The organism is Paractinoplanes brasiliensis, from assembly GCF_004362215.1.
Taxonomy (GTDB): Bacteria; Actinomycetota; Actinomycetes; order Mycobacteriales; family Micromonosporaceae; genus Actinoplanes; species Actinoplanes brasiliensis.
This window is the reverse complement of the sequence record NZ_SNWR01000001.1, coordinates 7,030,235-7,046,411: the sequence shown is the minus strand read 5'-3', so window position 1 is coordinate 7,046,411 and position 16,177 is coordinate 7,030,235. Positions and strand designations below refer to the sequence as shown.

Below are 16,177 nucleotides of genomic sequence, written 5' to 3'. Positions count from 1 at the left end.
CGAGCCCGACTCAGACTAAGAAGTGGCGGGGTGATTCATCAATGGATTCACATATGACGACGTCATATCAGTCGTCACCTATCACCGCGATAGCGCGGCCTCAGTCGTCGTCCCCGTCGTCACCGCCATCGTCATCGTCGTCGTCGCCGTCACCGTTGCCGCCGGGGCAGCCGGACAGGGTCAGCACGGTGGCCGCACCGCCCGCCAGCAGCAGCGCCCGGCCGAAGAAGGCACGCCGGTTGAACCCGGCTTCATCGCGCTCACGAGTCTCTTGGTCCATGGCCCGCATTCTGTCATCCGGCGGCGGTCACCGAGGTCGCTGTGACCGTGCCGTCCGAGCCGGCGCTGCCCTGAATCGTCACCGACTGGCCGGCCTTGACGTCGGAGACCTTGCCCTTCGTGGCCGTCGACACGCTCGTCCGGCTGTCCGTCTTCACGGTCACCACCTGGCCGTCCGCCGTCTCCACGTAGATCGTCGTGCCGTTGACCAGCTTGACCTTGCCCGTGGCGGCCGCGGCGGCCGTCCCGCCCGGAGCTGTCCCGCCCTGTGCCGTCCCGCCCTGGGCCTGACCGCCCTGTGCCTGACCGCCCCGCGCCTGACCACCGCCGAAGTCCGGCATCCCGCCTGCTGCCGCGGAGCCGCCCGGATTCTGCCCGCCGAAGGCCCGCCCGGCGGCCGGTGTCGCGGCGGTGCCCCACTGCTTCTGCGCCTGCAGGCCGCCGGCGAAGCCACCCACCACGAGCACGATCGCGCCCAGCACGACGGTGCCCCGGTTCCACCAGCGCCGCGGGGCCGCCCTGGCCAGCTCGGCGGCGAGGTCGTCGTCGCGCGGTCCGGCCGGCACGATCTCGATCACGGCGGTGTCGTCGTTCGAAGAAGTCACGGCAGGCGTCCTCACTCGTAGCGCAGTGCGTCGATGGGACGCAGGCGGGCGGCGCGGGCGGCGGGCAACCCGCCGAAGAACAGTCCGATCGCGATCGACACGCCCAGGGCGAGCCCGACCGAGCTGGGCACGATCACCGGTTCGACCCCGGCGATCTCGAAGCTGCTGCCGATCAGCGCGGCCGCCACCCCGAGGGCGCCGCCGAGCGCGCTGAGCAGCGTGGCCTCGATCAGGAACTGGGTCAGGACCGTCCGGCGGGGTGCGCCCAGCGCCTTGCGGATGCCGATCTCGCGCGTCCGCTCGGTCACGGTGACCAGCATGATGTTGGTGATGCCGATGCCGCCGACGAGCAGGCTGATCGCGGCCACCGCCCCCAGCAGGGTGGTGAAGGTGTCGGCAGTCTCGGTCTGCGTCTGGAGGAGCTGGGAGGCGTTCTGCAGTCGGTACGGCGTGGTGGCCGAGCCGGCCCCGACGTCCATCTTCTGGTTCAGGATCGCCGCCACCTGGGACTGCGCCGCGTCGACCCGGTCCGAGCCGGCCGCCTCGACCAGGATCGAGGTCAGCGCGCCGTAGCCGGTGAGCACCTGACGCACGGCGGTCAGCGGCGCGATCGCGGTGTCGTTGGCGTCCTGGAAGCCGGTCGAGCTCTTCTCGTCGAGCACGCCGATCACGGTGAACAGCGCGCCGCCCACGGTGACCTGCTGGTCGATCGGGTCGAGGCCGGGGAACAACTCCTCGGCCACGGTCGGCCCGATCACCACCACCCGCCGGCCCTGGGCCTCGTCGTCCGCGGTGAAGGCGGCACCGCGGCCGACCGGCGTGTTGGAGGCGGTGAACCAGCCCGGCGTGGTGCCGACGAACGAGCCGACGGCGTGCTCGGCACCCTCATAGGTGACCGTGGCCGACGCGCTGACCACCGGCGACACCGACTTCACGTCCGGCGCGAGCACCGGGTCGGCCAGGGCGGTCGCCATCTCCTTGGTGAGCGCCGTGCTGGTCTGGCCGCCGCGGCCGGCGCTCAGCACGGTGATGGTGTTGGTGCCGAGGGCCTCGATCCGGTCGCTGACCGCCCGCGCCGAGCCGTTGCCCACCGCAACCAGGAGGATCACCGCCGCGACGCCGATCAGGATACCGAGCATGGTCAGCGCGGACCGCAGCTTGTTGGCCGACAGACCGCGCAGAGCGAACCTGACCACTTCGAAGAAACTCACCGGGCGTGCCTTCCCGCGAGGGCGGCCACCGGGGCCTGCCGGACGTCGTGCACGACCCGGCCGTCGACCAGCCGGATCAGGCGTTTGGCGCGGTCGCCGACCTCGGGCTCATGGGTGATCAGCACGATCGTGCGGCCGGACGCGTTGAGCTGGTCGAAGACAGCGAGCACGTCCTCGGTCGAACGGGTGTCCAGGTTGCCGGTCGGCTCGTCGGCCAGCAGCAGAGCGGGCTCGGTGACGAGTGCGCGGGCCACCGCGACGCGCTGCTGCTGGCCCCCGGAGAGCTGGTTGGGCTCGTGCCGCGCCCGGTCGGCCAGGCCGACCATGTCGAGCGCGGCCATCGCCCGGCGGCGGCGCTCCCGGGCCCGCACCCCGGCATAGGCCAGCGGGAGCTCCACGTTGGCCACTGCCGACGTACGGGGAATGAGGTTGAAGGCTTGGAAGATGAACCCGATGAGCCGGTTACGGGCCAGGGCGAGCTGCCGATCGGCCAGCCGGCTGACGTCGACGCCGTCGAGCAGGTACGTGCCCGAGGTGGGCACGTCAAGCGCGCCCAGGATGTTCATCAGGGTCGACTTGCCGGAGCCGGACGAGCCCATGATCGCCACGTAGTCGCCGCGTTCGACGGTCAGCGACACCCCGCGCAGCGCGTGGACGGTCGCCTCCCCCTCGCCGTAGATCTTCTTCAGGTCACGGACGTCGAGAACGGGCCGGTTCATCGGCCGCCTCCGCCGCCGAAGTTGCCACCGCCCGGCCCGCCGCCGGCCGGCGCGCCGCCGAGGCCGCCGCCGGGGAACCCGCCCTGGTTGCCGCCGGTCGTGGTCGACGTGGTCGTCAGCACCACCTGCTCGCCCGCCACGACCCCGGACGTGATCTGGGTGGCGCTGTCGCCCTCGAGCCCGATCTCGACCTGGCGCACCTCCTGAGCGCCGCCGGCGACGACCGTGACCGTGTGCCGGTTGCCGGCCGTGGTGATGGCGGCCGGGTTGACCAGCACCGCGTTTTCGACGCGGCCGGTGGTGACCGCGACGCTCACCGTCTGCCCCGCCTTGGCCCCGCTGGGCACCTTGTCGAGCGAGAGGGTGACCCCGTACGTCACCACGTTGTCCGACGTCGTCGCCGAGGGATCGACGGCGCTGACCCGGGCCGTGGCCGTGGCGGCGTTGAGCGCGTTCCAGGTGACCGTCGCGGTCTGCTTCTCCTTCAGCTTCGTCGCGTCGGCCTCGGCGAAGGCCGCGGTGACCTGCATCTTCGTCAGGTCTTGAAGCTCGATGAACCCGCTGCCGCTGGTGCTGTTGTCGCCCGCCGTCGAGTCGCCGGGCTGGGAGCTGCCCTGGCTGCTGGAGCCTGTGCCGGAGGAGGAACTGCCGAGGGTGCCGTTGATCGCGGTGACGGTGCCCGCCATCGGCGCCCGGAGGACCGTGCCGTCGACCGCCGCCTCGGCTTCGTCGACGGCCAGCTCCGCCTGCTGGACCGCGTTCCCGGCGGTGGACGTGTCGGAGCCGGCGTCCTCGGCCCGGTCGAGCGAGTCCTCCGCGGCGTCCAGGTCGGCCCGGGCCGCGTCCAGCGAGCGCTGCGCGTCGTCCGGGTCGACCTTGGCCAGCACCTGCCCCTTGGCGATCTTCTGCCCGACCCGGACGTTGATCGCGGTGACCGTGCCGCCGGTGACGAAACTGGCGGTCGCCGTGCTCGCGCTCTCGACCGTCCCGTCCGCGGTCACGGTCTTGGTGACGGTGCCCTGCCGGACGGCGATCGTACGGGTCGAGGCGTTCGCGGCCGGGGTGGCGTCCGTGCCGGCGAGGCTCTGGTAGGCCCAGAACCCCCCGGCGGCGGAGGCGACGACGAGGAAGGTGTTGACCGCTGCCACGGGGCGTCGCAGGTCGAGGCGGACTGGCATGCCGGACACTGTGGCGGACCGGCCTCGGAGCAGCTTCCGGGCAACCTGGGAGCAAGCTCGAAATCAGGTCGGCAGCAGCACCCGGAAGGTCGCCCCGCCACCCGGCGCCGGCTCCAGCTCGACCCAGCCGCCGTGGCCGTGCACGAACGCGGCCACGATCGACAGGCCCAGCCCGGAGCCGCCGCCCTGGCCGCGATGGCGACTGGGGTCGGCGCGGTACAGCCGCTCGAAGACGCGCGGGGCGTGCTCGGGCGCGATGCCGGGACCGTTGTCGCTGACCTCCAGCACCGCCAACCGCTCGGCCGCGGGCACAGCCGTTCCGGAGACGACGACGCCGGGCGCGGGCAGCCTCGGCGCGAACAACCCCACCCGTACGGTGACCTCGGTGCCGGACGGTGTGTGCTGGAGCGCGTTGACCACGAGGTTGGCGGCGATCTGCCGCAGCGCGTGCTCGTCCCCCAGGACGACAGGCGGCTCGAACGGATCGTCCTCGCTCAGCCCGGACAGGTGCACCACGCGCTCGGGCGAGCGGGCGTGCGCGTCGCGAACCGTGTCCACGGCGACCGCGAGCAGGTCGACCGGCTTGCGGTCGAGCGGGCGCTGCTGGTCGAGCCGGGCCAGCATCAGCATGTCCTCGACCAGCAGGCTCATCCGGCCGGCCTCGGACTCGATGCGGTCCAGCGCCGGGCCGGGCGCGACCCCGCCACGGCGGTGCAGCTCGGCGAACCCCTTGATCGAGGTGAGCGGGGTGCGCAGCTCGTGCGAGGCGTCGGCCAGGAACTGCCGCATCCGGCTCTCGGACGCGGTGCGCGCGCTGACCTCGGCCTCGATCCGGCCCAGCATGGAGTTCAGGGCCAGGCCCAGCCGGCCCGGCTCGGTGTGCGGGTCGGCGCCGGCCACCCGGCCGCTGAGGTTGCCACCGGAGATGTCGGTGGCCAGGCGTTCCATGTCGTCGAGGGGCCGCAGACCCAGCCGTACGACGAAGGCCGCCCCGACACCGAGCAGCGCCAGCACGAGCAGGCTCACCGCGGCGTCGATCAGCAGCAGCCGGTCGGAGGTCTGCTCGAGCTCGGCCAGCGAGACACCGCCGACCGTGTACCCGCCGGTGAGCGAGTTGGGGACGGCGATCATCCGCCAGGCGCTGCCGTCCGCCGCGACCACCGTGTACGGCTCGTTGAGCACCGGAATGTCGGCCGCGCGGTGCAGGGCGGGAATCGCCGGAAGCGCGACCGAGGCGGTCTCGGGAGCGACGAGACGGACCGACTCGGCCAGGCCGCTCGGGTGGAACCAGTACGTCACCTGGCCCGGCCCGAGGCTCTTCATGCCGCGCAAGCCGCCGCCGGAGCCCTCGGCCGTCCGGGCGAGACGCTGATCCGACGGGTCGAGGCTGGGCGGTGGCTGGTGGGACAGTGGCACGCGCGCCGCGCGCAACTGGCCGTCGATGCGGTCCTGCAGGTAATCGCGAATCAGCACCAGCCCGGCGACGTTGGCGACGATCAGCGCGAGTGCGGCCAGAGCGCCCACCACCAGCACGAGCCGCGCGCGCAGCGTCCAGTGCCGCCAGCGCCGTAGTCCCGCCGATCGCCCCCGCTGAGTGATCATCTCAGTCGTCGCTGCCGCGGGGCAGGCGTAACGCGTAGCCGACGCCGCGCACGGTCTGGATCAGCGGCGGCCCGGCCTTGTCGATCTTGCGGCGCAGGTAGTACACATACGACTCGACGATGCGGCCGTCGCCCCCGAAGTCGTACTTCCACACCCGGTCCAGGATCTGAGCCTTGCTGACCACCCGCCCCGCGTTGACCAGCAAGTATCTGAGCAGGTTGAACTCGGTCGGCGAGAGGTCGACGGCACGGCCCGCCCGGCGCACCTCGTGGGCGTCCTCGTCCATCTCGAGGTCGGCGTAACGCAGCACGCCCCGCGCGCCCGGCGCTTCCAGGCCGGGCTGGACGCGGCGCAGGATCGCCCGGATCCGCAGCACGACCTCTTCCAGGCTGAACGGCTTGGTGACGTAGTCGTCGGCGCCGGCCGAGAGCCCCGACAACCTGTCCTCCAGGGCGTCGCGCGCGGTCAGGAACAGCACCGGCACGCGTGAGCCGGCCGCCCGCAGCCGCTTGGCGACCTCGAAGCCGTCCAGGTCGGGCAGCATCACGTCGAGGATCACGAGGTCGGGCTCGAACTCCTCGACCGCGACCAGCGCACGAAGACCGGTCCCGGCCACCCGCACGTCGAACTCGACGAGGCGCAAGGTCGCGCTGAGCAACTCGGAGATGTTCGGCTCGTCGTCGACGACGAGCACCCTCGCGGCGCGGGCCGGGGCCTCGCCGAGGGCCGTCGGGTAGCGGGAATCTGTCAGCACCCCGAAGGAGTATCAACGCCACCTAGGAATTGCCTATGAACTTGTGCTGAGTCACCTGGGTCCTGGCAACTCGCTGACAGTCACCACGAACGGACGATCTCGTCCCCCTCCGAAAGGCCCCCGGCGATCTCGGTGTACTGATCGCCGCGCAGGCCGATCACCACCTTGGTGGGGGCGCCGTTCCTGAGCACCGTGCCTTGATCACCCGACACGTCGTGCACGGCGGTGCTCGGCACACGCAGTGCCTCCGCCTTCGAGCCGGTGGTCACGCGCACCGAGGCACTCTGCCCGACCAGCAGATCCTTGGGCGCCGCATCGAAAGACAGCAATACGCCGTACCGGACCATGGCGCCGTCGCCGGTGCCGACCGGGTCGACCTGGACCACGGTCGCCGGGAGCCACTGCCCGGCCCGGTCGGCCGGCGCGACCACAGCCTTCTGCCCGGCGGCCAGCCGATCGGCGTCGGCCTCGGGGAAGTTCGCGCTGATCTGCATGTCCTGGACGTCGGCCAGCGTTATGAATGCGTTACCTGCGCTCACCCGGCTGCCGACCTTGCCGGCGACGCTGAGGATCCGCCCGGCGACGGGCGCCTTCAGCGTCGCGCCGGCCAGGGCCTTCTCGGCCTTGTCGAGCGCGACCGTGGCCTGGTTGACCCGCTGCTGGGCACTGAGGACGGCGTCGCCGCCCGGCTGCCCGCGATCACCGGCACAGGTTCCGGACGTCGGGGCGCTACCGGCCGGCGTACGGGCGGGTGATGTGGTCCGGGAAGGCGCCGCGGCCGGGCCGGTGGTTGTGGGGCGGGCCGACGGCGTGACGGCCGGGACTGCCGAGGTGGGACTGAGGCCGGCCGACGGCGACGTGTAGGCCGCCGCGACGTTCGACCCGCAGGTGGCCGGAGCGGCAGCGCTCTTTTCGGCCTCGGCCAGGGCGTCCTCGGCGTCGTCGAGGGCATCCTGCGCGTCGTCCACGGCCTCGGCAGCGTCGGCGTCGTCGACCCGCGCGAGAACCTGCCCCGCCGTGACCGCGGTTCCCGCCCGTACGGCGATGGTCTCGACCGTGCCCGCGACCCCGAACGACAGGCTGTGCGTCTGCGCCGGCTGGACCGTCCCGGTGGTCGCGACCTCGCTGGTCACCGCGCCCCGGTCGGCCGCCACCGTCGCCGCCGCGACCGGCTTCGTCTCGGCGCCGGCGGTCAGGGCGCGCCCCACCCCGAAGGCGATCAACGCCGACACGACGACCGCCGCCGCACCCCGGACCCAGCGCCGGCGACCGGCCCGTGCTTCACCCATGGCAGCCAAGTGTGGCCGCCGGTCCTCGCGACGGCCTTCAACCCACCTCGGAGTTGCCTCGGAGCTGCCGCACCGGCCTGGGGCCTGTCGGCCGCCGCCCTCCCTTACGTCCGGGCGGCGCGCTCGCGGACGAGTTCCTCGACCGCGGTCGGCAGGGTGGTCTCGAAGTCGATGAGTTTGGCCCAGGTCGGCTCGACCACGATGCGGACCATTCCGTCGTACAGGGAACGCACCTCGGCCTCCCACTCGACGCGCTGCTCGGGCGTCATCGTGTAGCTGCCGTTCATCTGCAGATACTCCGCCGGGATGCCGTCGGCCACGTCGAGTTCGGCCCGTCCGCGGATGAGCAGGATCTTGGGCGGGTGCACCTCGGTGTCGATGGTCAGCGCGACCGCCGGGTTGTGCCGCAGCGAGGACAGCTTCGGAGCGTTCTTGCTGGTGCAGAGCACGATCTGCGAGCCGTTCCAGGTGAACGCGATCGGGATGCTCCGCGGGGTGCCGTCCTTGGCCACGTAAGCCAGCCGGGTCAGGTCGCGGGCCAGCAGCTCCTGGCTGAGCGGGCGGTTGAGGACTTCGGTGATCTCGTGTCGTTCCATGCCCCGGGAACGGAGCGGGTCCGGCGATCTCGACATCCGCGGCGGAGCTTTCCCGGAATGTGGGCCACAGGCTCGGCACAGGCGCTCCGAGCGAACTCCGAGGCGGCGCCGACGCGGTGACGAGGTGGGGCGGCTTGGGTGATCGGCATCGGAAACCGGCAGCGCGGAAGGACGGCATCGTGGTCGGGAAGAGGGAACACCTCCGGACGGCAGGGCTGCTGGCAGCGGCTGCCACGATCGCGCTGACCGCGGGCTGCGGGGGCGGATCCGGTGACACGGACGCCGACGGCGGCGGCGGGAACAGCGCGTTCACGGCCTATACGGACTGCCTGGCCGCCAACGGCGTCACGGTCACGATGCCATCGCGCGGCTCTGGCGAACGCGGCGGCCGGCCCTCGGGCGCGCCGGGCGGGTTCCCGTCCGGAATGCCACGACCTTCCGGAAGCGCCTGGCCAGGCGGGCCGGACGGCGGCCGGCTTCCTGGAGGCGGCGGGATGATGAGCAAGCCCGACGATGTTGACGACGCCACCTGGCAGAAGGCGCAGGAGGCCTGTTCCGCCCTGCGCCCCTCGGGCCGCCCGGCAGGCGACGGCCAGAACACCGCCTATCAGAACTGCCTCAAGGAGAACGGGGTCGCCGACCCGTCGAAACCGGACCCGGGCGACGCGACCGTTCAGAAGGCGATCGAGACCTGCCAGATCCTGCGGCCCTCGGCCACTCCCACGGCCTGACCCGATCTCCGCGCCGGCGTCGCCGTACCCCCGTTTCCGGCACGCCGGCGCGGCCTACCGGCGGCCCTGAATGTTCAGGCCGGACCAACGGCCGGTCAGGTCGCGGCGGCGGCAGGCGACCAGGTGCCCGGCCAGGATCGCGGGCTGCCCGCTCCGCACGCAGGCGTCGGCTCCGGCGGTCAGCACCGCGGCGACCAGCTCGGCGGGAGCCACCTCGTCGACCACGGCGACGATCGTCGTGCGGGACGCGAGCACCCGGCGGGCCGTGGCGATCTCACGCTCGGTGGCCCCGGCGAACAGAACGATCTCGCCGGAAAGCACGTCCTCAAGGCCGGCGGCCCGGCGCAGCGACCAGCCGTGCGGCAGATGTGCGGCCAGGCCTGCCACGCGCCCGGGATGGCCGAGGACCGCCACGGCGGGCAGCGGTCCCCGCGTACGGGGAAGGTTGGCCGGGTTGATCGGCAGGCCGGTCGAGGTGGCGGTGAAGTCGCGGGTACCGGTGTTGCTGTCGAGCTGAACGAGCATGGCGCTCCCCCTGTGTGCGAGCCGTTCGGACACCCCCCACGATTCGCCCGCCGGCTGAGTCGCCCGTGTGCTGCACCTGTGCGTTTGTTGGCAGCTTCATCGACGCCCGCCAACCGGGCCGGAAGCTCTGCCCACGACCCGCACCGCGCCCCGCCGATCACGCGGAGGCCCTGGGCACCACCCGGACGATGTCGGACGCGGGCAGGTCGGGGACGGCGCGCCCGCTGATCGTGGCGACCACGGTGGCCGCCAGGTGCGCCCCGACGATCGCCTGATCGGTGGTGACGGTGGTGAGCGGCGGGGCGGCGAGCCGAGCCGGCGGGATGTCGTCCACGCCGATCACCGCCAGGTCTTGCGGGGCCGACAAACCGACCCCCCGAACGCCGGCCAGCACCGCCAGCGCCACCTCGTCGTTGTACGCGCACACGCCCGTGACCCCGGTCGCGCGCCACCGGCGTACGGCCTCGGCGGCGGCCACCGGGTCGAGCGGGACGGTCAGACCGACCGGGGTGGGCAGGCGCAGGGCGGCGCAGGCGGCCCGCACCCCGGCCAGCCGCGGCTCGGCGAAGAACCGGAGGCGCTGGTCGTCGGGGTAGGCGAAGCCCAGACGGGTGTGACCGGCGTGGGTCAGGTGCTCGGCCTGACGGCGGCCGATGAGCTCCTGCGGCACGGCCAGCGACCGCCCCTTGCGACGGCTGACCGCCTCGACGACGGCGACCCCGGCCGAGCGCATGGCGGCGATGTCGGCCTCGGAGAACTCCGTGTACGCGATCACGGCGGCCGGGGTGATCGCCTTCCACAGCTCGTGCATCGGGCGTTCCTCGCGGTTGCCCGGGTGCACGACGAGGGTGAGGCCGTGGCGGGTGAGCGCGGAGGATAGCTCGCCCAGCATCAAGCCCACCTCGGGACCGATCGGCCAGTCCGGCAACAGGCAGAGCACCACGTCGGAGCGGCCGGTGCGCAGGGTGCGGGCGGCCGCCGAGGGGGAATAGCCCAGACGCTGGGCCGCGTCGAGCACGCGGGTGCGGGTGCCGGCCGAAATGGTCTGACGGGGTGTGTCGTTGAGGACGTAGCTGACCGTGGCCCGCGACACCCCGGCCAGCCGGGCGACGTCGGCGCTGGTGATCCGTTTGGTGGTTGACTCGCTCATGCCCATCGCGGCCTCCTCGTCCTGACGCCTCCCAACTTACACGTGTAACCATTGCGAGGCCTTCGACCTACCGGACTTTCCGCACGACGGTGGCCCTGCGCGCCGATCGCCGAATGTGGTGGCGGCGGAACGTGGAGTCACCTTCGGGGGCCGGCCGGCTCGTCACGCGCGGGCTCGGCGACATCCGCGCGACAGTTTCCCGATCGTCGCGGCCACTCCTGGCATACTCGTCACCTGCCGTGACGTACGACCCGTCGGGATGAAGCCGTGACCGCTGCGCCGGAACGCCTGGGGCTCGAGGACATCGAGCTCCACTGCGCGGTGCGCCCGGAAAACGTGCTCGAGGCCATGCGGCGCGAGGCGGAACGGCACAAGGCCCTGCTCGGTGAGGGCCGCACGCTGGTGCCCAACCGCTACACGGTCGGCCTGTCGGCTTACGACCACCGCCGCTGGGCCCCGCACGCCACGCAGCTGGCGCAGGAACTGGCGGTTCGCCAGGCCTCCCTGATCGCCGACCAGGCCTGGATCGTCTACGGCGACGTCTCGGTCGAGGTGTTCGTGCTCGACGACCTCGACACGGGCACGTTCCGGGTGGCCGCCCTGCTGCAACCCGACCCACCCGCCCTGGTCCCCACAGCCGCCACCGGCGACGAGACCGTGGCGCTGCTCGTGAGCGCCGAGGGGCAGGAGTGGCCGCTCTCCCCCGGGCTGACGGTGCTGGGCCGCGACCGTGCGTCCGGCGTACGGCTGCGTGACCCGGGGGTCTCCCGCCGCCACCTGATCGTCGAGGTCACCGACGACCGGGTCACCCTGACCGACCTGGGCTCCCACAACGGCACCCGGGTCAACGGCCACCCGGTGGCCACGGTCGACCTACGCCCCGGCGACGTGATCGAGGTGGGCGGCAGCGTGCTGACGTTGCACTCGGGCTAGAAGCCTCCGGGCAGGAACTGGGCCGGGGGCAGGGCGCGGGCAGTGATGCGGACATCACCGATCCAGCCGTAGAAGCCCTGGCCGTACTTCAGGTCGAACGAGGTCGCGCCGATCACGAAGGGGCGGCCCAGGGTGGCGATGCCGCGAGCGGACCGGGCCGGGTTCCGGGCGATCTTCGAGCCGTTCACGTAGACGGTCGAGCGCCGGCCGTCGTTGACGACGGCAAGGTGCTGCCAGACGCCGGTCGGCAGGGCATGGCTCCACGACGTCGGGTTGTGGTCGCCGACCTCGGAGTAGAGCACGTACTGCAGGAACCGCTCACCCGAGATGTTCAGGCTGCACGTCGGCTCGAGGTCGGACCAGCCGCTGTGCTTGCCGGCGTCGCCCGCGCGGCCCTCCCAGCTCAGGATGCCCATCCACGCGTGGTCGCCCACGAACGGCTCGGGCAGCTTGATGAACGCCTCGATCGTGTAGCCGCCGAGGAACTTCGCGCTGTTGAGCGGGGCGTCGTCGGCCGTCCGCAGGATCGCGCCGCGGTCGGGGTTCTTGCCGCCGTCGAAGCGCAGGCTGGCGTGGGCGGGTGCGCCGACGTGGTGCTCGCCGGAGAGGGTGAGCGTCTCCGGCGTGCTGTTCGCCAGACGCCGTACGGTCAAATGGTTGCCCTTGCCACTGAGATCGCGCACGGTCGCGCCGTCCGCGACGCTCTGGCCGGGCTCGTCGAACCGCCAGTACGCGGCCGTGTGGCGGTCCACGACCTGGGCCGCCGGACGCGGGCCGGGCTTGGGCAGGGGGAACCGGGCGTCGAAGTCGAACTCCAGGCTGAACCGGTCGACGTCGCCGGTCAACTCGACCGTCTCAGCCTCGAGCGGGGTCCGCTTCGCGGCGTCGCGGGCCAGGAACCACGGCGCGAACGTCTCGACGTCGATCCGGTTGCGGGCCAGGTCGAACCGGTACAGCCGGATCATGCCGGCGCCGCCGTAGTAGCGGTCCTGATAGTTGGTGATGTGCACATGGACGTCGTTGCCCCGCGTGTTGCGAAGGGTGGTGCGTCCAGGCGGCCAGTAGTGCCCGTTGAGGGTCAGGAAGATCTGATCGTTGTCCTTGATCAGATTGTCCCAGAGCCGCTGCCCGTGGCCCGACAGGAAGGCCTGCCCGGCGTCGTCGGCGTACGCGAGGTCATGGGTCGTGACGATCGCGGGGGCGCCCGGGTGCTTCGCGAGAACGCCGCGCGCCCATTCCAGGCCGCCGTCCGAGATGCGCCAGTCCAAGGCCAGGATCAGCCAGTTCCGGCCGGCCGCCGGAATCAGGTGAGCGCTGTTGTAGCCGTCCTTCGAGGCGCCGAGGAAGGTCCTGGACCCGCTGTGCCTGCGCGGGCCGAATTCCCGCAGGTACGCGCTGTCGCCGCGCTGATCATCCTTCGAGCCGTCGATGTCGTGGTTGCCGGCGAGGACGCTGTACGGCAACTTCCCGTCGATCTTCGTGAACGTCTTCCCGGCAAGCGTGATCTCGTGCTCGGTCCCGTGCTCGGTGACGTCCCCGAGGTGCGTCAGGAAGGCGATGTTGTCCTCGGCCCGCCGGCCCAGCAGGTAGCTGAACGTCTCGCGCAACGGGTCCGGGTCGGAGCTGTCCGCGTCGAACAGATACTGCGTGTCCGGCAGCACGGCGATCGCGAAGCGCGGGCTGTCCTGGTCGAACCGGCCGGACGTGGCTTGCGCGGGCGCGGCGCCGGCGGTCGTGACGAGTGTTGCGGCAGGTGCGCCGACGGCTACTCTGAGCAGATTCCTTCGTTCCACGCCCGTCAATATCCCGGCCGCACGGCAACATCAGGCAGCGTCCAGCCGAAGCTTGCGTGATCTTCCTGAGTCGCGCCGCCGAGCCCCGCACGGCATCGGCTCACCCGCAGGGCGAGTTCCACACGTCGATCGCCGTACGCCCGTGGTCGAACCCCAGGACCGACAGCGTCGCCGTGCCCAGTTTCAGCCGGCCACCGTACTCGGCCGGCAGCCCGAGCCACCGCGCCCCGACGACCCGCAACGCGTGACCGTGCCCGATCAGCGCCACATCCCCGTCGCCGAGCAGGGGCCGGACCTTTTCCAGTACGCGGTCGATCCGCTCGCCGATCTGCTCCGGCGACTCGCCACCCGGGGCGCCGTCGCGGAAGAGCCACCAGTCCGGGTCCGTCTCGTGGATCGTGGCGGAGGTGATGCCCTCGTACTCGCCGTAGTTCCACTCGGCCAGATCCTCGGTCGTCTCGGTGACGGCGAGCCCCGCCAGCTCGGCCGTACGCAACGCCCGCCGCCGGGGGCTGGAGATCACGGCCGCGAACCGCCGCCCCTCGATCCGCTCGGCCACGGCGCGGGCCTGGCGCTCACCGTCCGCCGTCAGGTCGAGATCGGTGTACGAGGTGTGCCTGCCGTTCGCGCTCCACTCGGTCTGCCCGTGCCGAACCAGCACGATCTCGCCCATGACGGTGACTCCTCAGTCGGCTGGATCTTGTGTACCCCGCGCCCCGCGTCGCACACTCCAAGATCGCTGTAGTGGTGTACTCGCCACCACCTCCCCCACCCTCCCCGGGAAATGGGGTGGACCTTACGCCCTTGTCAAGCCCGCCGGCGGAGTTGTCCACAGCAGCTGAGCCGCCGGCCCGGCCACCGCCGCACGCCCCACGCCGCACGCCGCACGCCCCACGCCGCACGCCGCACGCCCCACGCCGCACGCCGCACGCCGCACGCCCCACGCCGCACGCCCCACGCCCCACGCCGCACGCCCAGAGCACAGCACAGCCCGTACCGGCAATAGGCGGCGCCACCCACAGGATGAACGCCGCCTAATCGGAGATGTCGGGTGGGCTGCTGGCAAACTCGGTGCCCGGTTGCCGCGGGCAGGTGAGCACTCTCCCCGCCAGACCCCGTACGGGCTAAAGCAGGTCCTTGAAATCGACGGTGAGCGCGAACGGATCCGCGATCACGGCCGGCTCGCGACGCGCCACCTCGGCCACAAGCTCCCCGGCCGCCCGGTTGATGCGCGACTGCAGATACCCGTCCGACGAGTCGGCGCCCCAGTCGTCGGTGGCCGCGAACACCGCCGTGGGCACCACCACCGCGCGCAGATAGGCGAACATCGGACGCAACGCGTGTTCCAGGGCCAGCGAGTGACGGGCCGTCCCGGCGGTGGCCGCGATCAGCACCGGCCTGTCGGCCAGCGCGTCCTTGTCGAGCACGTCGAAGAACGACTTGAACAGCCCGCTGTAACTGGCCGAGAAGATCGGCGTCACCGCGATCAAGCCGTCCGCGCCGGCCACCGCGTCCAGTGCCTCTTTCAGGGCCGCGGGCGGGAAGCCGGTCAGCAGGTGATTGGCGATGTCGTGGGCGAGGTCCCGCAGTTCGATCACGGTGACCGTGAACTCGATGTCGCTGCCGTCCACGACGGCCTTGGCCAGCTGGTCGGCCAGCAGCCGGGTCGACGACGGCTGGCTCAGACCCGCGGAGACAACAACCAGATTGCGCTGCATCATGCGTTCACCTCGGTGGACCGCGCCAGGAGCGACGCGTGGGTGGGGGCGTCCGGCACGTGCGCCGGCTTGAGCGACGCGAATTCCTTACGCAGCACCGGCACGACTTCCCCGCCGAGCAGGTCGAGCTGCTCGAGCACGGTCTTCAGCGGCAGCCCGGCGTGGTCGACCAGGAACAGCTGGCGCTGATAGTCGCCCACATAGTCACGGAAGCCGAGCGTACGGTCGATGACCTGCTGCGGGCTGCCCACAGTCAGCGGCGTCTGGCTGGTGAAGTCCTCCAGCGACGGGCCGTGGCCGTAAACGGGCGCGTTGTCGAAGTACGGCCGGAATTCGTTGACCGCGTCCTGGCTGTTCTTGCGCATGAACACCTGCCCGCCGAGGCCGACGATGGCCTGGTCGGGGTCGCCGTGGCCGTAGTGCGCGAACCGCTCGCGGTAGAGCGCGACCATGCGCTGCGTGTGCGAGGCCGGCCAGAAGATGTGGTTGGCGAAGAAGCCGTCACCGTAGTAGGCGGCCTGCTCGGCGATCTCGGGGCTGCGGATCGAGCCGTGCCACACGAACGGCGGGATGCCGTCGAGCGGGCGCGGGGTCGAGGTGAACGACTGCAGCGGCGTACGGAACTTGCCCTGCCAGTCGACCACGTGCTCCCGCCACAGCTTGTGCAGCAGCGCGTAGTTCTCGATCGCGAGCGGGATGCCGGCCCGGATGTCCTTGCCGAACCACGGGTAGACCGGCCCGGTGTTGCCGCGCCCCATCATCAGGTCGACGCGCCCGCCCGAGAGGTGCTGCAGCATCGCGTAGTCCTCAGCGATCTTCACCGGGTCGTTGGTGGTGATCAGCGTGGTCGCGGTGCTGAGCAGAAGCTTGTCGGTCTGCGCGGCGATGTACCCGAGCGTGGTGGTCGGCGACGACGAGAAGAACGGCTCGTTGTGGTGCTCCCCCAGCGCGAAGACGTCAAGCCCGACCTCCTCCGCGTGCTTGGCGATCGTCACGATGTTCTTGATCCGCTCGTGCTCGGTCGGCGTCTGCCCGTTCGTCGGGTCGGTCGTGATGTCACTGACGCTGAAAATGCCGAACTGCATGATCCGCTC

The 16,177-nt window shown here is 71.6% G+C and carries 17 protein-coding genes; 2 read left to right on the top strand and 15 right to left on the bottom strand.

What is annotated here, in order from left to right:
* Window positions 1-100 precede the first annotated feature (100 nt).
* The 9 genes from C8E87_RS31445 to C8E87_RS31405 all read right to left on the bottom strand — a co-directional run bounded on the left by C8E87_RS31445 (window position 101) and on the right by C8E87_RS31405 (window position 8,233).
* Window positions 101-280, bottom strand: a complete 180-nt coding sequence (locus C8E87_RS31445) for a hypothetical protein (RefSeq protein WP_133876434.1) — start codon at window positions 278-280, stop codon at window positions 101-103.
* Between the two features lie 13 nt (window positions 281-293).
* Window positions 294-884 (bottom strand): hypothetical protein, encoded by a 591-nt coding sequence (locus C8E87_RS31440; protein WP_133876433.1) that lies wholly within the window; start codon window positions 882-884, stop codon window positions 294-296.
* Window positions 885-895: 11 nt separating this feature from the next.
* Window positions 896-2,095 carry an ABC transporter permease gene (locus tag C8E87_RS31435; RefSeq protein ID WP_133876432.1) on the bottom strand — a complete coding sequence of 400 codons (1,200 nt, stop codon included), beginning with the start codon at window positions 2,093-2,095 and terminating at the stop codon, window positions 896-898.
* Window positions 2,092-2,814, bottom strand: a complete 723-nt coding sequence (locus C8E87_RS31430) for an ABC transporter ATP-binding protein (RefSeq protein WP_133876431.1) — start codon at window positions 2,812-2,814, stop codon at window positions 2,092-2,094. Before C8E87_RS31430 ends, C8E87_RS31435 begins: the two co-directional genes overlap by 4 nt.
* Complete coding sequence (locus C8E87_RS31425) at window positions 2,811-3,992, bottom strand: efflux RND transporter periplasmic adaptor subunit (RefSeq protein WP_133876430.1); 1,182 nt, start codon at window positions 3,990-3,992, stop codon at window positions 2,811-2,813. Before C8E87_RS31425 ends, C8E87_RS31430 begins: the two co-directional genes overlap by 4 nt.
* Before the next feature lie 63 nt (window positions 3,993-4,055).
* On the bottom strand, window positions 4,056-5,594 hold the full coding sequence (locus C8E87_RS31420; RefSeq protein WP_203720874.1) for a sensor histidine kinase: 1,539 nt from the start codon (window positions 5,592-5,594) through the stop codon (window positions 4,056-4,058).
* 1 nt (window position 5,595) lies between these two features.
* The gene (locus C8E87_RS31415) at window positions 5,596-6,348 is read right to left on the bottom strand and encodes a response regulator transcription factor (RefSeq protein WP_133876429.1); all 753 of its coding nucleotides are present in this window, start codon (window positions 6,346-6,348) and stop codon (window positions 5,596-5,598) included.
* A gap of 80 nt (window positions 6,349-6,428) precedes the next feature.
* Window positions 6,429-7,637 (bottom strand): efflux RND transporter periplasmic adaptor subunit, encoded by a 1,209-nt coding sequence (locus tag C8E87_RS31410; RefSeq protein WP_133876428.1) that lies wholly within the window; start codon window positions 7,635-7,637, stop codon window positions 6,429-6,431.
* Window positions 7,638-7,741: 104 nt separating this feature from the next.
* Window positions 7,742-8,233, bottom strand: coding sequence for a pyridoxamine 5'-phosphate oxidase family protein (locus C8E87_RS31405; RefSeq protein ID WP_133876427.1), 492 nt, complete (start codon window positions 8,231-8,233; stop codon window positions 7,742-7,744).
* Window positions 8,234-8,412: 179 nt separating this feature from the next.
* Here C8E87_RS31405 and C8E87_RS43925 point away from each other — a divergent pair, with 179 nt between their 5' ends.
* A complete protein-coding gene (locus tag C8E87_RS43925; protein WP_166661000.1) occupies window positions 8,413-8,964 on the top strand; it encodes a hypothetical protein in 552 nt (183 codons plus the stop codon).
* Between the two features lie 54 nt (window positions 8,965-9,018).
* On the opposite strand, the gene C8E87_RS31390 is transcribed toward C8E87_RS43925, so the two are convergent.
* Window positions 9,019-9,489 carry a hypothetical protein gene (locus C8E87_RS31390; RefSeq protein ID WP_133876424.1) on the bottom strand — a complete coding sequence of 157 codons (471 nt, stop codon included), beginning with the start codon at window positions 9,487-9,489 and terminating at the stop codon, window positions 9,019-9,021.
* Between the two features lie 157 nt (window positions 9,490-9,646).
* Window positions 9,647-10,639, bottom strand: coding sequence for a LacI family DNA-binding transcriptional regulator (locus C8E87_RS31385; RefSeq protein WP_133876423.1), 993 nt, complete (start codon window positions 10,637-10,639; stop codon window positions 9,647-9,649).
* Between the two features lie 267 nt (window positions 10,640-10,906).
* On the opposite strand from C8E87_RS31385, the gene C8E87_RS31380 reads away from it, so the two are divergent.
* A complete protein-coding gene (locus C8E87_RS31380; RefSeq protein WP_203720875.1) occupies window positions 10,907-11,572 on the top strand; it encodes a DUF3662 and FHA domain-containing protein in 666 nt (221 codons plus the stop codon).
* On the opposite strand, the gene C8E87_RS31375 is transcribed toward C8E87_RS31380, so the two are convergent.
* The 4 genes from C8E87_RS31375 to C8E87_RS31355 all read right to left on the bottom strand — a co-directional run bounded on the left by C8E87_RS31375 (window position 11,569) and on the right by C8E87_RS31355 (window position 16,168).
* The gene (locus C8E87_RS31375; protein WP_133876422.1) at window positions 11,569-13,365 is read right to left on the bottom strand and encodes a laminin G domain-containing metallophosphoesterase family protein; all 1,797 of its coding nucleotides are present in this window, start codon (window positions 13,363-13,365) and stop codon (window positions 11,569-11,571) included. The genes C8E87_RS31380 and C8E87_RS31375 overlap by 4 nt on opposite strands.
* A gap of 100 nt (window positions 13,366-13,465) precedes the next feature.
* The gene (locus tag C8E87_RS31370; protein ID WP_133876421.1) at window positions 13,466-14,038 is read right to left on the bottom strand and encodes a histidine phosphatase family protein; all 573 of its coding nucleotides are present in this window, start codon (window positions 14,036-14,038) and stop codon (window positions 13,466-13,468) included.
* A gap of 451 nt (window positions 14,039-14,489) precedes the next feature.
* Window positions 14,490-15,086, bottom strand: coding sequence for an FMN reductase (locus tag C8E87_RS31360; protein WP_133876419.1), 597 nt, complete (start codon window positions 15,084-15,086; stop codon window positions 14,490-14,492).
* A complete protein-coding gene (locus tag C8E87_RS31355; RefSeq protein ID WP_133876418.1) occupies window positions 15,083-16,168 on the bottom strand; it encodes an LLM class flavin-dependent oxidoreductase in 1,086 nt (361 codons plus the stop codon). The genes C8E87_RS31360 and C8E87_RS31355 overlap by 4 nt, the downstream gene beginning before the upstream one ends.
* Window positions 16,169-16,177 lie beyond the last annotated feature (9 nt).

Excerpts from the sequence above, each read along its gene's own strand:
- C8E87_RS31420 (WP_203720874.1), bottom strand. The coding sequence starts at position 5,594 with ATGATCACTCAGCGGGGGCGATCGGCGGGACTACGGCGCTGGCGGCAC.
- C8E87_RS31425 (WP_133876430.1), bottom strand. The coding sequence starts at position 3,992 with ATGCCAGTCCGCCTCGACCTGCGACGCCCCGTGGCAGCGGTCAACACC.
- C8E87_RS31445 (WP_133876434.1), bottom strand. The coding sequence starts at position 280 with ATGGACCAAGAGACTCGTGAGCGCGATGAAGCCGGGTTCAACCGGCGT.
- C8E87_RS31410 (WP_133876428.1), bottom strand. The coding sequence starts at position 7,637 with ATGGGTGAAGCACGGGCCGGTCGCCGGCGCTGGGTCCGGGGTGCGGCG.
- C8E87_RS31390 (WP_133876424.1), bottom strand. The coding sequence starts at position 9,489 with ATGCTCGTTCAGCTCGACAGCAACACCGGTACCCGCGACTTCACCGCC.
- C8E87_RS31405 (WP_133876427.1), bottom strand. The coding sequence starts at position 8,233 with ATGGAACGACACGAGATCACCGAAGTCCTCAACCGCCCGCTCAGCCAG.
- C8E87_RS31385 (WP_133876423.1), bottom strand. The coding sequence starts at position 10,639 with ATGAGCGAGTCAACCACCAAACGGATCACCAGCGCCGACGTCGCCCGG.
- C8E87_RS31430 (WP_133876431.1), bottom strand. The coding sequence starts at position 2,814 with ATGAACCGGCCCGTTCTCGACGTCCGTGACCTGAAGAAGATCTACGGC.
- C8E87_RS31355 (WP_133876418.1), bottom strand. The coding sequence starts at position 16,168 with ATGCAGTTCGGCATTTTCAGCGTCAGTGACATCACGACCGACCCGACG.
- C8E87_RS31360 (WP_133876419.1), bottom strand. The coding sequence starts at position 15,086 with ATGATGCAGCGCAATCTGGTTGTTGTCTCCGCGGGTCTGAGCCAGCCG.
- C8E87_RS31370 (WP_133876421.1), bottom strand. The coding sequence starts at position 14,038 with ATGGGCGAGATCGTGCTGGTTCGGCACGGGCAGACCGAGTGGAGCGCG.